The organism is Paraburkholderia diazotrophica (genome assembly GCF_900108945.1).
Taxonomy (GTDB): domain Bacteria; phylum Pseudomonadota; class Gammaproteobacteria; order Burkholderiales; family Burkholderiaceae; genus Paraburkholderia; species Paraburkholderia diazotrophica.
Genome location: NZ_FNYE01000014.1, coordinates 40,471 through 58,127, shown reverse-complemented (window position 1 = coordinate 58,127; position 17,657 = coordinate 40,471). Strand labels below are relative to the sequence as shown.

The 17,657-nt window shown below is 61.2% G+C and carries 15 protein-coding genes and 1 tRNA gene; 6 read left to right on the top strand and 10 right to left on the bottom strand.

Going from position 1 to position 17,657, the window contains the following annotated elements; translation table 11 throughout:
* Positions 1-262 precede the first annotated feature (262 nt).
* The 4 genes from BMW76_RS18940 to BMW76_RS18925 form a co-directional block, all read right to left on the bottom strand.
* Complete coding sequence (locus BMW76_RS18940) at positions 263-493, bottom strand: hypothetical protein (RefSeq protein WP_090867767.1); 231 nt, start codon at positions 491-493, stop codon at positions 263-265.
* Between the two features lie 321 nt (positions 494-814).
* Positions 815-905, bottom strand: a tRNA-Ser gene (locus tag BMW76_RS18935).
* Between the two features lie 171 nt (positions 906-1,076).
* Entirely contained in the window at positions 1,077-2,375 is a 1,299-nt protein-coding gene (gene serS, locus BMW76_RS18930) for a serine--tRNA ligase (RefSeq protein ID WP_090867765.1), read from the bottom strand.
* A 96-nt stretch (positions 2,376-2,471) separates the two neighbouring features.
* The gene (locus BMW76_RS18925; RefSeq protein WP_090867763.1) at positions 2,472-3,782 is read right to left on the bottom strand and encodes a replication-associated recombination protein A; all 1,311 of its coding nucleotides are present in this window, start codon (positions 3,780-3,782) and stop codon (positions 2,472-2,474) included.
* Between the two features lie 293 nt (positions 3,783-4,075).
* Here BMW76_RS18925 and cytX point away from each other — a divergent pair, with 293 nt between their 5' ends.
* Positions 4,076-5,392 carry a putative hydroxymethylpyrimidine transporter CytX gene (gene cytX, locus BMW76_RS18920; RefSeq protein ID WP_090867761.1) on the top strand — a complete coding sequence of 439 codons (1,317 nt, stop codon included), beginning with the start codon at positions 4,076-4,078 and terminating at the stop codon, positions 5,390-5,392.
* A 116-nt stretch (positions 5,393-5,508) separates the two neighbouring features.
* Here cytX and speB read toward each other — a convergent pair whose 3' ends face one another.
* Positions 5,509-6,501: an agmatinase gene (gene speB, locus BMW76_RS18915; RefSeq protein WP_090867759.1), complete on the bottom strand. Its 993-nt coding sequence runs from the start codon at positions 6,499-6,501 to the stop codon at positions 5,509-5,511.
* Between the two features lie 162 nt (positions 6,502-6,663).
* Here speB and BMW76_RS18910 point away from each other — a divergent pair, with 162 nt between their 5' ends.
* On the top strand, positions 6,664-7,578 hold the full coding sequence (locus BMW76_RS18910; protein WP_090867757.1) for a LysR family transcriptional regulator: 915 nt from the start codon (positions 6,664-6,666) through the stop codon (positions 7,576-7,578).
* A 19-nt stretch (positions 7,579-7,597) separates the two neighbouring features.
* Here the strand turns inward: BMW76_RS18910 and lolA are convergent, their stop codons facing one another.
* A complete protein-coding gene (lolA, locus tag BMW76_RS18905) occupies positions 7,598-8,293 on the bottom strand; it encodes an outer membrane lipoprotein chaperone LolA (RefSeq protein WP_090867992.1) in 696 nt (231 codons plus the stop codon).
* Positions 8,294-8,430: 137 nt separating this feature from the next.
* Entirely contained in the window at positions 8,431-10,746 is a 2,316-nt protein-coding gene (locus BMW76_RS18900; protein ID WP_090867755.1) for a DNA translocase FtsK, read from the bottom strand.
* A 449-nt stretch (positions 10,747-11,195) separates the two neighbouring features.
* Between BMW76_RS18900 and trxB the strand changes: the two genes are divergently transcribed.
* The 4 genes from trxB to BMW76_RS18880 all read left to right on the top strand — a co-directional run bounded on the left by trxB (position 11,196) and on the right by BMW76_RS18880 (position 14,596).
* The gene (gene trxB / locus BMW76_RS18895; protein WP_090867753.1) at positions 11,196-12,203 is read left to right on the top strand and encodes a thioredoxin-disulfide reductase; all 1,008 of its coding nucleotides are present in this window, start codon (positions 11,196-11,198) and stop codon (positions 12,201-12,203) included.
* Between the two features lie 159 nt (positions 12,204-12,362).
* A complete protein-coding gene (locus BMW76_RS18890) occupies positions 12,363-13,205 on the top strand; it encodes a Smr/MutS family protein (protein ID WP_090867990.1) in 843 nt (280 codons plus the stop codon).
* A 15-nt stretch (positions 13,206-13,220) separates the two neighbouring features.
* A complete protein-coding gene (locus BMW76_RS18885) occupies positions 13,221-13,841 on the top strand; it encodes a trimeric intracellular cation channel family protein (RefSeq protein WP_090867750.1) in 621 nt (206 codons plus the stop codon).
* 68 nt (positions 13,842-13,909) lie between these two features.
* The gene (locus BMW76_RS18880) at positions 13,910-14,596 is read left to right on the top strand and encodes a hypothetical protein (RefSeq protein ID WP_143062282.1); all 687 of its coding nucleotides are present in this window, start codon (positions 13,910-13,912) and stop codon (positions 14,594-14,596) included.
* On the opposite strand, the gene BMW76_RS18875 is transcribed toward BMW76_RS18880, so the two are convergent.
* From BMW76_RS18875 to BMW76_RS18865, 3 genes are all read right to left on the bottom strand, one after another.
* The gene (locus BMW76_RS18875; protein ID WP_090867746.1) at positions 14,593-15,708 is read right to left on the bottom strand and encodes an ABC transporter ATP-binding protein; all 1,116 of its coding nucleotides are present in this window, start codon (positions 15,706-15,708) and stop codon (positions 14,593-14,595) included. The two genes, BMW76_RS18880 and BMW76_RS18875, sit on opposite strands and share 4 nt — an antisense overlap.
* Before the next feature lie 115 nt (positions 15,709-15,823).
* On the bottom strand, positions 15,824-16,681 hold the full coding sequence (locus tag BMW76_RS18870; RefSeq protein ID WP_087733849.1) for a carbohydrate ABC transporter permease: 858 nt from the start codon (positions 16,679-16,681) through the stop codon (positions 15,824-15,826).
* Positions 16,671-17,612, bottom strand: coding sequence for a carbohydrate ABC transporter permease (locus tag BMW76_RS18865; RefSeq protein WP_090867744.1), 942 nt, complete (start codon positions 17,610-17,612; stop codon positions 16,671-16,673). The genes BMW76_RS18870 and BMW76_RS18865 overlap by 11 nt, the downstream gene beginning before the upstream one ends.
* Between the last annotated feature and the right edge of the window lie 45 nt (positions 17,613-17,657).

Below are 17,657 nucleotides of genomic sequence, written 5' to 3'. Positions count from 1 at the left end.
GGCTTTGCGCGGAAAAAAGTGCAACTTCATCGTATGCACAAAGAGCACCTTAGTAAAGCGCAGATCAGCGAATCAGCGAGAAAATAAGCCTTGCTTTATTTCGGGACCGACGAAGCCATTTATCGAAGCGCTGAATCCGGATATTCCGGAGACGGAAACGATTTAAAGCGGCGTTTGATGCGCGGTCCGAAACGCTTAATCGTTTTATTTCGTATTCCGGACCGCTGAGCGAATAAAGGACGGTTAATGCAGTCGTTCGACGTTATGCGAACTCGGACGGTCCCGGCGAAGGCACGCCTGCAGGCGGATCCTTATCGCCCAGGTGCTCATCAGTTGACTCGTCGTCTGACTTTGGCTTCTCCGGCAGCGGCTGATCCAGACCGGGCTCGACAGGCGTCGGCAGCGCATCGCCGACTGGCTTGTTGAGTTCGTTCGGCGGCGTTTCGGCCGGGTCTTCCGGTTGCGTGCTTTCCGCTTCATTGGTGTTCGTCATCGTGGACTCCAATTGTGGTTGGCAAACGCTTTCAACGATGCAATGACCATGCCCATTTTTTTGCCGATGCGGCGGCGTAACGCATGGACCATCCAGCGTTAGCAGGCTTCGCGCGGTGTATGGACGAACATATGTCGGAACTGCTTCATCGAAACGTTGAAAAGGAAAGCACAAGGACGGCCAGCTACGCGCTTCTATTTGTAATCGCAAAGCCCCGATCGCGCCTGATGATTGCGTGTCGCCGCATACACGCAGATCGATGCATAAAAATCGACGCACAAACGAAAACAGGCCCCGAAGGGCCTGTATCGCTTTGCATCTTGGCGGAAAGGGTGGGATTCGAACCCACGATACGGTATAACCGTATACCGGATTTCGAGTCCGGCGCATTCGACCTCTCTGCCACCTTTCCTGATTCTTTGACCTCCCACCAAGGTGGTCTTGTCTCTTTACATCGACTTCACGCTAAGCGGGTCGTTGCTTGCGTGAGACGAAGATTATAGAACAGCTGCATTTGAATTCCAAGCCCTTTTTCGCAGGAAGTTGAAAAAGGACCTGGACTATCGGCGCGCGCCCAGATCGCTCAGCGCGCCGCCGTCACTTCCAGACGCTCGATGCCGCCCAGATACGGACGCAGCGCCGCCGGCACAGTCACCGAGCCATCGGCATTCTGGAAGTTCTCCAGCACAGCGACGAGCGTGCGGCCCACCGCCAGCCCCGATCCGTTGAGCGTATGCACGAGTTCGGGCTTGCCCTGCGGGTTGCGGTAGCGCGCGTGCATCCGTCGCGCCTGGAACGACTCGGTATTCGAGCAGCTCGAAATCTCGCGATACGTGTTCTGCGCGGGCAGCCACACTTCGAGGTCGTACGTTTTCGAAGCCGAGAAGCCCATGTCGCCCGTGCACAGCGTGATCACGCGATACGGCAGTTCAAGCTTCTGCAGAATCGTCTCCGCGTGCGTGACCATCTGCTCGAGCGCGTCGTACGACGTTTCCGGCGACACGATCTGCACCATCTCGACCTTGTCGAACTGATGCTGGCGGATCATGCCGCGCGTGTCGCGGCCATATGAGCCCGCTTCCGAGCGGAAGCACGGCGAATGCGCCGTCAGCTTGATGGGCAACTCGCTTGCGTCGACGATGCTCTCGCGCACCGTGTTCGTCAGCGAGATCTCAGAGGTCGAGATCAGATACTGCGTGACCGTGTTTTCGCCGCCGCCCTTTTCGACGCGGAACATGTCGTCTGCGAATTTCGGCAGCTGGCCCGTGCCGAGCAGGATTTCGGGATTGACGATGTACGGCGTATAGATTTCCGTGTAGCCGTGCTGCTGCGTATGCGTGTCGATCATGAACTGCGCGAGCGCGCGATGCAGGCGCGCGATCTGTCCGCGCAGCATCGTGAAGCGCGCGCCGGAGAGCTTCGCGCCCATCTCGAAGTCCAGACCGAGCGGCGTGCCGACGTCGACATGATCCTTCACCTGGAAGTCGAACTGGCGCGGCGCACCCCAGCGGCGCACTTCGACATTTTGCGTTTCGTCGTTGCCGACGGGAACGCTCTCATGCGGCAGATTCGGCACGCCGAGCAGCAGATCGGACAAACGCTTCTGGATCACTTCCAGCTGGAGCGCCGACGCCTTCATCTCGTCGCCGATGCCGCCCACTTCGGCCATCACCGCCGAAGTATCCTCGCCGCGCCCTTTCATCGCGCCGATCTGCTTCGACAGACTGTTGCGCTTCGCCTGGAGCTCTTCGGTACGGGTCTGGATCGCGCGGCGTTCGGCTTCGAGCGCGGAGAAAGCCGCGACGTCGAGGTTAAAGCCGCGATCGGCGAGGCGTTTCGCGACGCCGTCGATATCTTTGCGCAGCAGCTGGATGTCAAGCATGGGATGGGGCAACAGTTCGTTGTGTGAATGGGCGATTTTAGCGCACCGGCGCGGGTCGCCGGCGGCATTGTCGGGTCTGGCGCAAAGCGCGGTCGATCAGCTCTTCTTCCTGTTCCCGCTGCGCCATTGCGCATCGAGTTCGGCAAGGCGCGTGAGCTTCTCGCCGATCTTGCCTTCGAGCCCGCGCGGCGTCGGCTGATACCAGCGTGGCTCGCGCATGCCGTCGGGCAGATAGGTTTCGCCTGCCGCGTACGCGTCTGGTTCGTCGTGCGCGTAGCGGTATTCATGACCGTAGCCGAGCTCCTTCATCAGCTTCGTCGGCGCGTTGCGCAGGTGGATCGGCACCGCGCGCGACTGGTCCTTGCCGATGAAACCGCGCGCCGCGTTGTACGCGTTGTAGCCCGCGTTCGATTTCGGCGCGACGGCCAGATAGATCACGGCCTGCGCAAGCGCGAGCTCGCCTTCGGGCGTGCCGAGGCGCTCGTAGGTTTCGGCAGCGTCGAGCGCGATGCGCGCGGCGCGTGGATCGGCGAGGCCGATGTCCTCCCACGCCATGCGCACGATGCGCCGCGACAGATAGCGCGGGTCCGCGCCGCCGTCGAGCATGCGGCAGAACCAGTACAGCGCGCCGTCGGGATTGCTGCCGCGCACCGACTTGTGAAGCGCGCTGATCTGGTCGTAGAACGCGTCGCCGCCCTTGTCGAAGCGGCGCAGGTTTTCGGCGAGCGCGCTCGCGAGTAGTTCGCCGTCGATCTCAGTCTTGTTCTGCCGCGCCGCCGCGCGCGCGACGATTTCCATGTTGTTCAGCAGCTTGCGGCCGTCGCCGTCGGCGGAACCGATCAGCGCGTCGCGCGCCTCGTCGGTAAACGTGAAGCCGCCCAGTTCCTGTTGCGCGCGGTCCAGCAGTTCGCGCTGCTCGTCGGCATCGAGGCTCTTGAGCACGTAGACGGCCGCCCGCGACAGCAACGCGCTGTTGACCTCGAACGACGGGTTCTCCGTCGTCGCGCCGACGAACACGAACAGCCCGGACTCGACATGCGGCAAGAATGCGTCTTGCTGGCTCTTGTTGAAGCGATGCACTTCGTCGACGAACACGAGCGTCTGGTGGCCGTTCGCGCGATGGATCTGCGCCGTCTCGACGGCTTCGCGGATGTCTTTCACACCCGAGAGCACCGCCGACAGCGCGATGAACTCCGCGTTGAACGCGTCGGCCATCAGGCGCGCGAGCGTCGTCTTGCCGACGCCCGGCGGGCCCCAGAGGATCATCGAGTGCGCTTCGCCGGACTCGAACGCGACGCGCAGCGGCTTGTTCGGGCCCAGCAGATGCTTTTGTCCGATGACTTCGTCGATGCTGCGCGGCCGCAGGCGCTCGGCGAGGGGAACGTTGGCGCGGGTTTCTTCAAACATGGCGTTTTGGGGATAATCTCGGCTTTTCGGGTATAGACCGTCACGATGCATCACATGCACTTGATGGGACACGCGACGATCTGCCCCTGAACGGCATGCAACCGCGTCAAACCACCAGCGGGCGAACGGCGGCGCATGCAGAGTTGTGCATTATGACAGCCGCGGCACAGCAAAGCCGGCGGCAAACGTCATAGGCGCTTTCTGAGAGGCAATGCGCGTACCGTGACGAAACATGGACGCATCGACGGCCGCAACGGCGACGACCCGATAACGACAGACAGGAAAGAGATTCGATGACTCAAGATTCCATGACCGGCGAGGCCGGTTCGACTTACGCTCCGCTCAAGCCGGTGCCGGATTCGCGCCGCGCGTTCAGGACGGGCGACGCATTCGCGCTGTGGTTTTCGCTCGGCATCGGCCTGCTGGTCGCGCAGGCCGGCGCGCTGCTCGTGCCGGGCCTGTCGCTGCCACACGCGCTGCTGGCGATCGCGATCGGCAGTGTGATCGGCGTCGTGCTGCTCGCGCTCGCGGGCGTGATCGGCACCGACACGGGGCTCGCGGCGATGTCGTCGCTGCGTCCGACGCTCGGCGTGCGGGGCGCGTCGATTCCCGCCGTGCTGAACATGATCCAGCTGGTCGGCTGGGGCGCGTTCGAAGTGATCGTGATGCGCGATTCCGCCGACGCGCTCTCGAAGCAGGCCTTCGGCTTTTCCGCGCCGCTGATCTGGACGCTGATCTTCGGCGTGCTCGCGACGCTGCTCGCGATCAGCGGTCCGCTGTCGTTCGTGCGGCGATTTCTGCGGACGTGGGGCATCTGGCTGCTGCTCGCGGGCGCCGCGTGGCTGACCTGGGCCGTGCTGGCGCAGCACGACGTGGGCACGCTGATGCATCGTCCGGGCAATGGCGAGATGTCGTTCGGCGGCGCCGTCGATCTCGTCGTCGCGATGCCGCTGTCGTGGCTGCCGCTGATCGCCGACTACACGCGTTTCGGCCGAAAAGCGGGCGAGACGTTCCGCGGCACGCTGTTCGGCTATGGCATTGCGAATATCTGGTTCTATGTGCTTGGCGCGGTGTACGGGCTTGCCGCGGGCGGCGGCGACGCGCTGCTGACGACGGCGCTCGCACAAGCAGGCGGCGGCCTCGCGCTGCTGCTGGTGCTGATCGACGAAATCGACAATGCGTTCGCCGACGTGCACTCGGCAGCTGTATCGACGGGTACTTTCTGGACGCGCGCAAGCGTGCCGATGCTGTCGGCCGCGTTTGGCGGGCTGTGCACGCTAATCGCGCTGCTCGTGCCGATGGCGAAGTATCAGAACTTCCTGCTGCTGATCGGCTCGGTGTTCGCGCCGCTGTTCGGCGTGGTGCTGGCCGATCACTTCATCGTGCGCCGGCGCCGCATCGACGCAGGCTCGCTCGCCGATACGCAAGGCCGCTATGGCTTCTCGGGCGGCTGGCACGTGAGCGCGTTCGTCGCGTGGGCGATCGGCATTGCCGCGTATCAGGCGATCAATCAGTGGCTGCCGAATCTCGGCGCGACGCTGCCCGCGCTGGCGATCGGCGGGCTGTGCTATCTGGCGTTCGTGTCGACGCGCAAGCAGGCTTACGCGTAGGCTGTATCCATCAGAAACGACAACGCCCATGACGGACGTCATGGGCGTTGTTTCGACGATCTTCGGAACCGTCTCGTCGCCGACGGCGCTTTTCAGCCGCCGTCATGTACTACGGCTTATCGCGTCGCTGGGCGATACTCGACACCCGGCAGCACACACAGCATTTCGAACGCGAGATTGGCGCCGAGCAGCGCCGTCGTGCCGAACGGATCGTATGGCGGCGCGACTTCCACCAGATCGCAGCCCACGATATTCAGCCCATGCGCGCCCCGAATGATCTCGAGCGCCTGCGGCACGGTCAGCCCGGCGATCTCGGGCGTGCCCGTGCCCGGCGCAAAAGCGGGATCGATGCCGTCGATATCGAACGTGATGTACACCGGGCCGTCGCCCATCTTCTCGCGCACGCGTGACATCAGCGGCGCCAGCGACTGATTCCAGCACGCTTCCGCCTGCACGACCTCGAAGCCCTGATCGCGGCACCAGTCGAAGTCTTCGGCCGCGTAGCCCGTGCCGCGCAGGCCGATCTGCACGACGCGCTCGCAATCCAGCAGCCCCTCTTCGACCGCACGGCGAAACGGCGTGCCGTGCGCGATCTTCTCGCCCATCATCGTGTCGTTGACGTCCGCGTGCGCGTCGACGTGAATCAGACCGACCTTGCCATATTTACGGTGAATTGATCGCAGGATCGGCAGCGCGATCGTGTGATCGCCGCCGAGCGTGATCGGCTTCGTCCCGTGTTGGAGGATTTCGTCGTAAGCGCGCTCAATCCGGCCGATCGAATCCAGGAGGTTGTACGGATTGATCGCAACGTCGCCGACGTCCGCGACGCGCAGCGAGTCGAACGGCGCGGCGCGCGTCGCCATGTTGTACGGGCGCAGCAACACCGATTCGACGCGGATCTGGCGCGGGCCGAAGCGCGCGCCCGTGCGGTTCGACGTGCCCAGATCGAACGGCACGCCGACGAAACAGACATCGAGCCCTTGCGGCGATCCGACGTTCGGCAGCCGCATCATCGTGGCAATGCCGCCCGCGCGCGTCATCGCGTTGCCCGACAACGGCTGCGGGCGCTCCGTGAGGTCCGGGGAAACGAAATTCGAGGAAGTATTCATCGTAGTTCGCCAATGGCAATCACAACGTCTCAATAAAGCGAGGAATCCAGACGCCGCAAAGCGCGCGGCACTGGGACGTTTCTCATTTTTGTGCGGTTCCGGCGGACATAAAATGCCGATGAAATAAACTTCACATCGATCCGCATCGATGTATCCTGCCGCATGTTCTCCCAACTCACCGATCTCGATTTGCGCCTGATCCGCGTCTTCCTCGCCATCGCGGACGCAGGTGGAATTTCGCCTGCTCAGGCTACATTGAACGTAGGCCAATCGACCATCAGCACCCAGCTATCGACACTGGAAACGCGACTCGGCTACCGGTTGTGCGAACGCGGCCGCAGCGGATTTAGCCTGACCGCGAGAGGAGAGCAGTTCGTCGACGCGGCGCGCACGCTGCTTTCCGCCGTCGATGCGTTCGGCGCGCAAGCGCGCAACGTCGGCCGGAAGCTCGTGGGCACGCTCGGAATCGGGATGATCGGTCATACACCGGTGTCGGAAAGTGCGCGAATCAGCGATGCAATTGCGCGTTTCCGCGCGCGCGACGAATCCGTGCGATTTTCAATTCTCGTGCGCTCGCCCGGCGAACTCGAAGAGTTGCTGTTAAGCGGACGAATTCAGATCGGTATCGGGTATTTCTGGCATCGCGTGCCGTCGCTTGAGTACACGGAGATCTTTTCCGAGGAACAGTTCGCGTACTGCGCGAAGAGGCATCCGCTGTTCGCTCAAGCGGGCAGCGTGACGCCGACGCAAGCCGCGCAGCACGAATGGGCGTGGCGCAGCTATCCGCTGCCCGAGGCCGAGGCATCGACGACGCCGCGCAACGTCACCGCTCTCGCCGACAACATGGAAGCCGTCGCGATGCTCGTGCTGTCGGGCCATCACCTCGGCTATCTGCCGGGGCATTTCGCCGCGCCGTATGTGAAGGAGGGTTTGCTCGCCGCGCTGAACGCGCAGCAGATGCGCTACCGCGTCGCGTTTCACATGGTCACGCGCGCGCGGCAGCATCGGACGGATATCGTCGATGCGTTTATCGACGATATGAAGGCCGCGCATCCGGCGCCCGGCCTTCAAATGTGATTGCGGGGAAGCGCAGCGTTTAGCCGTTGATCACGTCGGCGCCCTTCGGCACCGTGAACTTGAACGCATCAGCGGGCAGCGATGGGTTCTTCTGGATGTTCGAGAATTTCAGCAGCGTCACGTTGCCGAAGACGTCGTGCAATTCCATTGCTTCGAGGTTGCCGTCACGAAAGCCAATGCCGACGCGCTGAAACTGCGTGTCCTTCGACTTCGGAATCAGTTCTAGCCAGTCGATGCCCGCCTTCACCCCCGCGTCCTTCAACGTGAAGTTCTTCTCGAGATCGTTGCTGCCGAACAGGATCGCCGCCGGGCTCGCGCCGAGCGCGCCGCCCAGCTTGCGCACCGTCACCTGGTTCAGGTCCTTGTCGTAGACGTAGAGCTTGTCGCCGTCGGCCTGCAGCAGCTGCGCGTACGGCTTCTCATACGCCCAGATGAACTTGCCCGGCCGCGCGAACGTGAACGTGCCGCTCGACACCTTGTTCTGCGTCGTGCCTTGCGTCGACAGCACGCCGCTCGCCTGTTGCTGCGCGTTGCTGGGTGCGCGCACTTCCGTTTGCACGAATTCGCCGCGGGCCGAACGCACTTGCGACACGAACTGCTTCAGTTGCTCAGTGCCGCTCGCGAATGCATGCGACGCGACAAGCATCGATGCGCCGAAAGCCAGCGTGCGCATCAGACTGCCAAGACGGGTCTTAGACCCAACGATTTGCAGCATGTTGTTTTCTCCCTTGTATCGTGCAAGCTGGTCGCTTATATCCGACTCGATGCGCACGGAATGTAAAACCAAAACAGCGGCCACGCTTCAACGCGTGCCGCTGTCCGTCATCAGTCGCATGAATGAAGCGCCGAGTGTCAATCCGTCTCGCGCGCGGGCACCAGAATTTCGCGGTTGCCGTTCGACGACATCGCCGACACCAGCCCCGACTGCTCCATCTGTTCGAGCAGACGCGCGGCGCGGTTGTAACCGATGCGCAGATGACGCTGCACGAGCGAGATCGACGCGCGGCGGTTCTTGATGACGATTTCGACCGCCTGATCGTACAGAGGATCGGACTCGCCGCCGCCCGCTGCGGTTCCCGCGGCATCCGCGGAACCTTCGTCGCCTTCGCCCGACACGCCGCCTTCCAGCAGCCCTTCGATGTAGTTCGGCTCGCCCTGCTCCTTGAGCTTATCGACGACGCGATGCACTTCTTCATCGGACACGAACGCGCCGTGCACGCGAATCGGCAGACCCGTGCCCGGCGGCAGATACAGCATGTCGCCCATGCCGAGCAGCGATTCCGCGCCCTGCTGATCGAGAATCGTGCGCGAGTCGATCTTCGACGACACCTGGAACGCCATCCGCGTCGGCACGTTGGCCTTGATGAGACCGGTGATGACGTCGACGGACGGACGCTGTGTCGCGAGAATCAGATGGATACCCGCCGCGCGCGCCTTCTGTGCGATGCGCGCGATCAGTTCTTCGACCTTCTTGCCGACCACCATCATCAGGTCAGCCAGTTCATCGATCACGACGACGATATTCGGCAGACGCGACAGCGGTTCAGGATCGTCCGGTGTCAGGCTGAACGGATTCGGAAGCTTCTCTTCGCGCTTCGCCGCTTCGTCGATCTTGTTGTTGAAGCCCGCGAGATTGCGCACGCCGAGCTTGCTCATCAGCTTGTAGCGGCGCTCCATTTCGGCGACGGTCCAGTTCAGCGCGTTGCCGGCCTGGCGCATGTCCGTGACGACGGGACACAGCAGATGCGGAATGCCTTCGTAGACGCTCATTTCGAGCATCTTCGGATCGATCAGGATCATTCGCACCTGTTCCGCGCTCGCCTTGTAGAGCAGCGAGAGAATCATCGCGTTGATACCGACCGACTTGCCCGAACCCGTCGTACCGGCGACCAGCAGGTGCGGCATCTTCGCGAGGTCCGCACAGACCGGCTTGCCACCGATGTCCTTGCCGAGGCCCATCGTCAGCGGCGAGCCGGCGTCGGCATAGACCGTCGAGCCGAGAATCTCCGACAGCCGCACCGTCTGACGACGCTGGTTCGGCAATTCGAGCGCCATGTAGTTCTTGCCAGGAATCGTCTCGACGACGCGGATCGACGTAAGCGACAGCGAGCGCGCCAGATCCTTCGCGAGGTTCACGATCTGGCTGCCCTTCACGCCGACGGCCGGTTCGATTTCGTAACGCGTCACCACTGGACCAGGATAAGCCGCGACCACGCTCACATCGACGCCGAAGTCCTTCAGCTTCTTCTCAATGAGACGCGAGGTGAATTCGAGCGTATCGGCAGAAATGGTTTCCTGCGTCGCAGGCGCGGGATCGAGCAGCGAGATAGCAGGCAACGTCGAATCGCCGGGCAGGCTCTCGAAGAGCGGCACCTGGCGTTCTCTCTCGACGCGCTCCGATTTCTCCGGCTTTGTCACGGGCGGCACGATCACAACGGGCTCGTGCTCGTCGATCTTCACGCGGCTCTGTTCGACCTTGCCTTCGCGCTTCACGGCAGCCGCCTCGCCAAGCTTGCGGTCGCGGCCCGCTTCGCGGCGCAGCTTCGCAAGCGTCACGCCGGAGAGGATCGAATCGCCGACCTTCTCGCACACAGACAGCCACGAAAAGCGGAAGTAGAGCGACAAGCCGATGGCGAGCGCGATCAAAAGCGCCAGCGTGCCGCCCGTGAAGCCGAGCGCATGCGACACGCCCTTCGCGACCGCCTCGCCGATCACGCCGCCCGGCGCGCGCGGCAACTGCACTTTCAGCGACCACATGCGCAACGCCTCGATGCCGTCGCACGCGAGCAGCACGAGCGCGAACGCGAATACGTCCGCGAGCCAGCTGTTGTCGCGCGGCGCGTTTTCGTCGGGTTCTTCGTGACGCGTGATGCGCTTGTAGTTCGCCGAGATGCGGCGCGCGAGCAGCACGATCCACCACCAGGCGGAAAGGCCGAAGAGCAGAAGGAGGATGTCGGAGGTCCAGGCGCCGACGCGGCCGGCCCAGTTCGAGATGTGATCGACCTGCGCCGCGTGTGTCCAGCTCGGGTCACGGCGGCTGTAGCTGATCAGCGCCATCACGAGGAAAACGCCGAGCGCCAGCTGGAGAATCCAGCGGATTTCGGTGAAAAGGCGCGACATGCGGTGAGGCAATGCCTGCGCGTTCGCGGAATAGGGAGCTTTTGCCATTGAGCCTGTTGCGTGTGCGGCCTGCAGCGGTTTCAGGTGCCGGTTCAGTTGCCCTTCGATTCATCGTCGGGGCCGATCCAGGCGCCAACGGAGTCACTCACATCCTGCCGGCAAGCCGCCTGTCGTTCATCGGCGACTATTGTAAACGCACTGTTGCGCGCAAGGCTGTAAATGACGGTAACCTCGGCCGAACGGCCAGGAATGTCGTAATTCCCATACGCTTTCGGGCGAAATCGACGTGTTTTCGGCCGACTTTCGCGCCGATACCGTCGGCATCGGCTATCGCCTCGATCGCAAAGCTTCATGAAGCAGCCGCTTGGCCTGCCCTTTATAATACGGGGCTGATACCCATCTAACGTGTCAAGCAGGTTTCCCGGCTCGACGCCAGTACCGCCGGTCATTGCAGCCGATGTTGCGCCGCTGACCGACGCTTTTAACGGATTTCGATCATGCCAGCTTCCCCGACCAAACACGCGAAGGTTCTGATTCTCGGTTCCGGCCCTGCCGGTTACACGGCGGCCGTCTATGCGGCGCGCGCCAACCTGTCGCCGGTGCTCGTCACGGGCCTCGCGCAAGGCGGCCAGCTGATGACCACGACGGACGTCGAAAACTGGCCCGCCGATGCCAAGGGCGTGCAAGGTCCGGAGCTAATGACGCGCTTCCTCGAGCACGCCGAGCGCTTCAACACCGAAATCGTGTTCGACCACATCCACACGGCCAAGCTGAACGAAAAGCCGATTCGCCTGATCGGCGATTCGGGCGAATACACGTGCGATTCGCTGATCATCGCGACGGGCGCGTCGGCGCAATATCTCGGCCTGCCGTCGGAAGAGTTGTATATGGGCCGCGGCGTGTCGGCATGCGCGACTTGCGACGGCTTCTTCTACAAGAACCAGCATGTCGCCGTGGTCGGCGGCGGTAACACGGCCGTCGAAGAAGCGCTGTACCTCGCGGGCATTGCGAAGAAGGTCACGGTGATCCACCGCCGCGACAAGTTCCGCGCCGAGCCGATCCTGATCGACCGTCTGCTGGAGAAGGAAAAGGAAGGCGTCGTCGAGATCAAGTGGGATCACGTGCTCGATGAGGTGAAGGGCGATGACGGCGGCGTCAACGGCCTGCGCGTCAAGAACGTGAAGACGGGCGCGACCACGGATATCGACCTGCAAGGTCTGTTCGTTGCGATCGGCCATAAGCCGAACACGGATATCTTCGAAGGCCAGTTGGAGATGAAGAACGGCTACATCATCACGAACGGCGGCCTGAGCGGCAACGCGACGGGCACGAGCGTGCCGGGCGTGTTCGCAGCCGGCGACGTGCAGGATCACGTGTACCGTCAGGCCATCACGAGCGCGGGCACGGGCTGTATGGCTGCGCTGGATGCGCAGCGTTACCTGGAAAGCATCCACGAGTCGATCGGCGAGCGCGCGATGAGTGCAGAGGCCGAGCGTTCGATTTGACGGTTTGAGCGCATCGCCGTTTGTGGCGTTGAGGTAGAACGGCGAACGCGGATCGGTAAAATAGCGGCATGTAGCAAGCTTGCCGCGCTTGTTGAGATTCGATGTCGTAGGGGCCGCGGCGTGATGCCGGCGGCCCTTTTGTTTTTTGCTTTGATCGCCATGCCTAAGAATCTGCCCCATCCGAGCGAACCGAAACGGCCGCGTCCTGCGGCGTCCAGTCCTGCTGATGCTTCGGCGTCGTCTGACGCTGGCGCTTCGGGTCCTTCGTCTTCGCCTTCGTCTTCGTCGAAGAAGCCTTTGGTCGAGGCAGGCGCGGGGTTGGCCGGGCTGGGTGGTTTGCGCGATGCGTTAAAAGGCGCTGCGCAACGCGCTCAGCGTGAGAAGGCTGCGGCGGCGCAAGCGTCGCGTGAAGCGGCTGCCGATGCCGAACTGTTTCGGCGTGAAATCGGCGAAGTCGCGCCGCTCAGCGCAAAGCCTCGCGCGTCGGTGACGCGAACGCCGCCCGCGCCTGTTCCGATGCAGACGAAGCTCGACGAAGAAGCCGTGCTGCATGAAGCGATCTCCGATGAGTTCGATCCCGAAGTACTGCTCGATACCGATGAGTCGCTTTCCTACTGTCGGCCGGGTGTGAGCCAGGAAATCGTTAAGAAGCTCCGACGCGGTGCGTGGATCGTGCAGGCGCAGCTTGATCTGCATGGAATGCGTCGTGAGGAAGCGCGTGAGGCTTTGTCTGAGTTCATCCGTGAGGCGAGCAAGAAGGGCCTACGGTGTCTGCGCGTGATTCATGGGAAAGGGCTTGGATCTGTCGGGAAAGAACCTGTGCTGAAAGGCAAGGTTCGCGCGTGGCTCGTGCAGAAGGAAGAAGTGATCGCGTTTTCGCAGGCTCGTCCGCATGATGGCGGCGCGGGTGCTGTGCTTGTTTTGTTGCAGCCTGGATCAGTGGGATCTGGTGCTGGCTCCGGCACGGGGACTTCTTCGTCGTCTTCATCCGGTAAAGTCTGAGAAGGCTTTTCAACGATGCATCCTCGACTCACTCTCGCGCTTGCCATCATGGAAGCGCTGGCTATTCTCGCCTACGCAATCTCGGGGTTTATCGAAGCTCGTACGAAACGGCTCGATGCTGTTGGGACGTTTCTCGTCGCGATGGCTACGGCGTTTGGTGGTGGGACGGTTAGGGACGTGTTGCTCGATCGGAGACCATTCTATTGGGTCGAGCATCAGTGGTATGCGGTTCTGATTTTCGTTTTGAGCTTCTTCGCGCCGTTTGTGCTTAAGGCTTATACGCGGGTTTTTAATGAGCGTGTGTTGCTGGTGGCTGATGCGGTTGGGCTTGGGCTGTTCAGCATTTCGGGGACTTCGCTCGCGCTCGATGCTCGGATGCCGTGGTTCGTGGCTTCGATGATGGGTGTTGCTACCGGCGTGTTCGGCGGGATTATCCGGGATGTGATCTGCAATGAGGTTCCGCTGATTCTGCGGGATTCAAGGCCTTATGCGACTTGTGCGCTGGTTGGGTGCTGGGTTTATCTGCTTTTGGATTACATCAACTTCGATACCGTCTATAGCGTGTTGATTGCTACGGGGTTTATTCTTGTGGCAAGGCTGGTGACGTTTAAGCTGGATGTTAGGTTGCCGCATTGATATCGAGAACTGAACGAAGGCTGTTCCGCAATACGGCGAAGTGGTCACAGGGCTTTCGGAAACGTTACGTGTCCCTTATGATCGAATATCGTATTCCACTCAGCGTTCGCCCGAAGCAAATTCGGAACGGAGAACCTGCAGTCCATCTTCAGAAAAATCTCGTCGAGAAAAACGACGAAAGGGCGTTAGGCGCACGGCTCATTTGCAATCGTCGCCTTTTCGGCGACTGCTACTACAAACTCGCCCCTCAATTTTTTGATCGAATGTGCGACAAGAGTGGTGTAATGATCGCCGGCTTCGTTTCATCGATCGATATCTTCCCAGACCTGACCTTTCCCGGCGACATTGATCTTCTTGTAATTCCGTATTGTGAAGACCAATTAATCATTTCCGAAACACTGGCAATAGAACTCAAAGTGGTAAGAGCCACATTCGCAAAACAAGGCAAGTCACCAAACGATTTTGGGTTCTCTCAAGCCAGCGCGCTAGTCGAATATGGATTGCCATACACTGCGCTAGCTCATCTCATCATCTCCGATTCAAGTCCGGAAAAACACTGGCGCGAGGTTTTGATGACGCGAGTAATCGACGCGAACACTGGCGCCGTCGAACGCCCTTGGCCTGAGCGCGTTGACATGCTGCCCAGTGATCTGATTGCACGGACCTACGGACGCCTCATGTCTAATGAAAAGTCCCGGCACGTGATGCCGGGACTTTCCTTTGCGCGGCTCAAAATTGCCAGATCGTATCGCTAAGCAATCCGCTGCTCCGTCTGCGGATCGAACAGCACGGCTTTAGAAACATCAAACATCAGCGACATATTCTGATCGGGTTGTGGATTAGCCCCCGGGTGAACACGGCTAACAATGCGCTTGCCGTTCACTTGAGCAAATACCAAAGTATCCGGCCCCGTAGGCTCGATCACATCGACCTTGACGTCGATCGGCTGATGCTTGCCATCATCGACATTGTGAGCATTCCGCGTATCGGTAATCCGCTCGGGGCGCAGCCCAAGAATCACTTCCTTGCCGATGTGCGACTTCACAGCGCCATCGAAAGGCAGATTCAGCACACCGCGCTTCACACCCGTATCGAGTTCAAGCCCAACGCCAGAACCTTGCTCGACGACTTTACCCTGAATGAAGTTCATCGGCGGCGCACCGATAAATCCGGCAACGAAGAGATTCGAAGGCGAGTCATAAATCTCTTGCGGCGCGCCGAACTGCTGAACGATACCGTCCTTCATCACCGCGATACGATCGCCCAGCGTCATCGCTTCGATCTGATCGTGCGTCACATAAACGATCGTAGTCCCGAGGCGCTGATGCAGCAGCTTGATCTCCGAACGCATCTCGATCCGCAGCTTGGCATCCAGATTCGACAGAGGCTCATCGAACAGGAACATCGCCGGATCGCGAGCCAACGCACGTCCCATGGCAACCCGTTGCCGCTGACCGCCAGACAGTTGCCCAGGCTTCCGATCCAAAAGATGTTCGATTTGAAGCAGTTTGGACACGCGCGAAACGATCTGATCCTGCTCCCCCTTCGGCACCTTGCGGATATTCAAACCAAAGGAGATGTTGTCGCGCACCGTCATCGACGGATACAGCGCATACGACTGGAACACCATCGCGATATCGCGATCCTTCGGCGACAGGTTGTTCACCGTCTTGCCGCCGATCTGAATGTCACCCTTCGTCACGGTCTCGAGACCGGCGATCATGTTGAGCAGCGTCGACTTACCGCAGCCCGAGCCGCCGACGAGAATCAGGAACTGGCCGTCTTCGATGTCGATGTTGACACCCTTCAGGACAGGCACCCCGTTCGGGTAGGTCTTGTACACGTCACGGATGGAAAGGCTTGCCATGCTGTGAATCCTCTAGTCTCTGTACTGCTGATGCGCCGCTAGCTGGCGACGCAGGCCGAATGCCGTTCAGGCCGTCGCTCGCGTCATCGTGCGAGCGACACGCCAACAAGAAAAATTAGCCCTTCACTGCGCCCGCCGTCAGGCCGCGCACGAAGTAGCGGCCGGCGATCACGTAGACGAGCAGCGTCGGTAGTGCCGCGATGATCGCGCCCGCCATGTCGACGTTGTATTCCTTCACGCCCGTCGACGTATTCACAAGGTTGTTCAGCGCCACGGTGATCGGCATCGAATCGACACCGGAGAACACGATACCGAACAGGAAGTCATTCCAGATCTGCGTGAATTGCCAGATCAGGCACACCATGAAAATCGGCAGCGAAATGGGCAGCATGATCTTCGAGAAGATCATGAAGAACCCGGCACCGTCGATACGCGCCGCCTTCACGAGTTCAGCGGGGACGCTCACGTAGAAGTTGCGGAAGAACATCGTCGTGAACGCGATGCCATACACGACGTGCACGAGCACCAGCCCGCCGATCGTGTTCGACAGGCCGAAGAAGCCTTGCAGTCGAGCCATCGGCAGCAGGATCGCCTGGAACGGAATGAAGCAGCCCACCAGCAGCATCGTGAACAGCGCATCCGCGCCGCGAAAACGCCAGTGCGTGAGCACATAGCCGTTGAACGCGCCGATGATCGACGAGATAAGCACGGCTGGAATCACCATCTTCACCGAGTTCATGAAGAACGGCTGCATCCCCTCGCAGCGCACGCCTGTACACGCTTCGCTCCACGCCTTCACCCACGGCGCGACCGTCCAGTGCGACGGCGGCGTGAGCAGGTTGCCCGAGCGCAGCTGGTCGATGTCCTTGAACGACGTCGACAGCATCACGTACAGCGGGAACAGGAAGTACAACGCAAACAGAATCAGTGCCGCATAGATGACAGCACGGCTGATGTTCATCTTAGGCTGCATTGCGCGTGCTCCTCGATTCCAGATACATCAGCGGCACGAGCACGGCCACGACGGTTGCGAGCATCATCATCGACGAAGCCGCGCCGACGCCCAGTTGCCCGCGGTTGAACGAAAACGTGTACATGAACATCGCAGGCAGCGACGACGACGTGCCCGGACCGCCCGCCGTCAACGCGACGACGAGGTCGAAGGTCTTGATCGTGATGTGGCAGAGAATCAGCAGCACCGAGAAGAACACGGGGCGCATGCTCGGAATCACGATCTTGCGGTAGATGGTCGGCAGCGTCGCGCCGTCCACTTGCGCAGCCTTGAAAATTTCGCTATCGACGCCGCGCAGGCCGGCAAGGAAGAGCGCCATCACGAAGCCCGTCGATTGCCACACGGCCGCGATCACGACGCAGAAAATCGCCTTGTCGGGATCGCCCAGCCAGCCGAACGAAAAACTCGTCCAGCCCCAGTCGTGCAACACCTTCTCGATGCCGAGGCCCGGATTCAGAACCCACTGCCACGCGGTGCCCGTCACGATGAACGACAGCGCCATCGGATACAGGAACACGGCGCGCAACGCGCCTTCGTTGCGAATCTTCTGGTCGAGCAGGATCGCGAGAAACAGACCCAGGCCCACGCAGATCGCGATAAACGGAATGCCGAACCACCCGAGGTTCGCCGCCGACGTCCACCAGACATCGTTATCGAACAGCTCGGCGTACCGGTCGAAGCCGGCGAAATCGTAGCGCGGCATCAGTCGCGAACTCGACAGCGACAGATAGCCGGTAACCAGAATAAAACCGTAGACGAAGACAAGGCTGATCACGATGCTGGGCGACAACACCAGCTTCGGAATCCAGCGGTCGGCGAGCGCCGCCATCGGCGACGAGCGGCGCGCGACGGGCGCCGTGCCTTTTGCGTTTCCGCTAATAGAAGCAGTCACAACTCGACTCCTGGAACTGTACCGTCAGGCATCGCCATCATCAGG

Excerpts from the sequence above, each read along its gene's own strand:
- BMW76_RS18900 (WP_090867755.1), bottom strand. The coding sequence starts at position 10,746 with ATGGCAAAAGCTCCCTATTCCGCGAACGCGCAGGCATTGCCTCACCGC.
- trxB (WP_090867753.1), top strand. The coding sequence starts at position 11,196 with ATGCCAGCTTCCCCGACCAAACACGCGAAGGTTCTGATTCTCGGTTCC.
- BMW76_RS18870 (WP_087733849.1), bottom strand. The coding sequence starts at position 16,681 with ATGCAGCCTAAGATGAACATCAGCCGTGCTGTCATCTATGCGGCACTG.
- speB (WP_090867759.1), bottom strand. The coding sequence starts at position 6,501 with ATGAATACTTCCTCGAATTTCGTTTCCCCGGACCTCACGGAGCGCCCG.
- BMW76_RS18910 (WP_090867757.1), top strand. The coding sequence starts at position 6,664 with ATGTTCTCCCAACTCACCGATCTCGATTTGCGCCTGATCCGCGTCTTC.
- cytX (WP_090867761.1), top strand. The coding sequence starts at position 4,076 with ATGACTCAAGATTCCATGACCGGCGAGGCCGGTTCGACTTACGCTCCG.
- BMW76_RS18925 (WP_090867763.1), bottom strand. The coding sequence starts at position 3,782 with ATGTTTGAAGAAACCCGCGCCAACGTTCCCCTCGCCGAGCGCCTGCGG.
- BMW76_RS18890 (WP_090867990.1), top strand. The coding sequence starts at position 12,363 with ATGCCTAAGAATCTGCCCCATCCGAGCGAACCGAAACGGCCGCGTCCT.
- serS (WP_090867765.1), bottom strand. The coding sequence starts at position 2,375 with ATGCTTGACATCCAGCTGCTGCGCAAAGATATCGACGGCGTCGCGAAA.
- BMW76_RS18875 (WP_090867746.1), bottom strand. The coding sequence starts at position 15,708 with ATGGCAAGCCTTTCCATCCGTGACGTGTACAAGACCTACCCGAACGGG.
- BMW76_RS18885 (WP_090867750.1), top strand. The coding sequence starts at position 13,221 with ATGCATCCTCGACTCACTCTCGCGCTTGCCATCATGGAAGCGCTGGCT.
- BMW76_RS18940 (WP_090867767.1), bottom strand. The coding sequence starts at position 493 with ATGACGAACACCAATGAAGCGGAAAGCACGCAACCGGAAGACCCGGCC.
- lolA (WP_090867992.1), bottom strand. The coding sequence starts at position 8,293 with ATGCTGCAAATCGTTGGGTCTAAGACCCGTCTTGGCAGTCTGATGCGC.